Source organism: Raoultella sp. T31 (assembly GCF_002806725.1).
Lineage (GTDB): Bacteria > Pseudomonadota > Gammaproteobacteria > Enterobacterales > Enterobacteriaceae > Klebsiella > Klebsiella electrica.
The window spans coordinates 1-243 of the sequence record NZ_PIBO01000123.1 but is presented as its reverse complement, the minus strand read 5'-3'; the positions used below and the strand labels follow the sequence as shown (position 1 = coordinate 243).

At 51.0% G+C, this 243-nt stretch carries 1 protein-coding gene; it reads left to right on the top strand.

All coding sequences use genetic code 11. The features are described from left to right. Nucleotides 1-22: 22 nt before the first annotated feature. Nucleotides 23-243 (top strand): acid resistance repetitive basic protein Asr (gene asr, locus CWM52_RS25980; protein ID WP_100686665.1); only part of this gene is annotated, 221 nt, incomplete at its 3' end.

Below are 243 nucleotides of genomic sequence, written 5' to 3'. Positions count from 1 at the left end.
AAACAATTTCGAGGATATCAGAATGAAAAAAGTATTAGCTCTGGTCGTTGCCGCTGCTATGGGTCTGTCTTCTGCTGCTTTCGCTGCTGACGCAGTAAGCACCACTCAGGCTCCGGCTGCTGCAACTCACAGCACCACTGCCAAAACCGTGCATCATAAGAAACAGCACAAAACCGCTGCTAAACCGGCCGCTGAACAGAAAGCCCAGGCTGCGAAAAAACACCACAAAGCCGCTGCTAAACC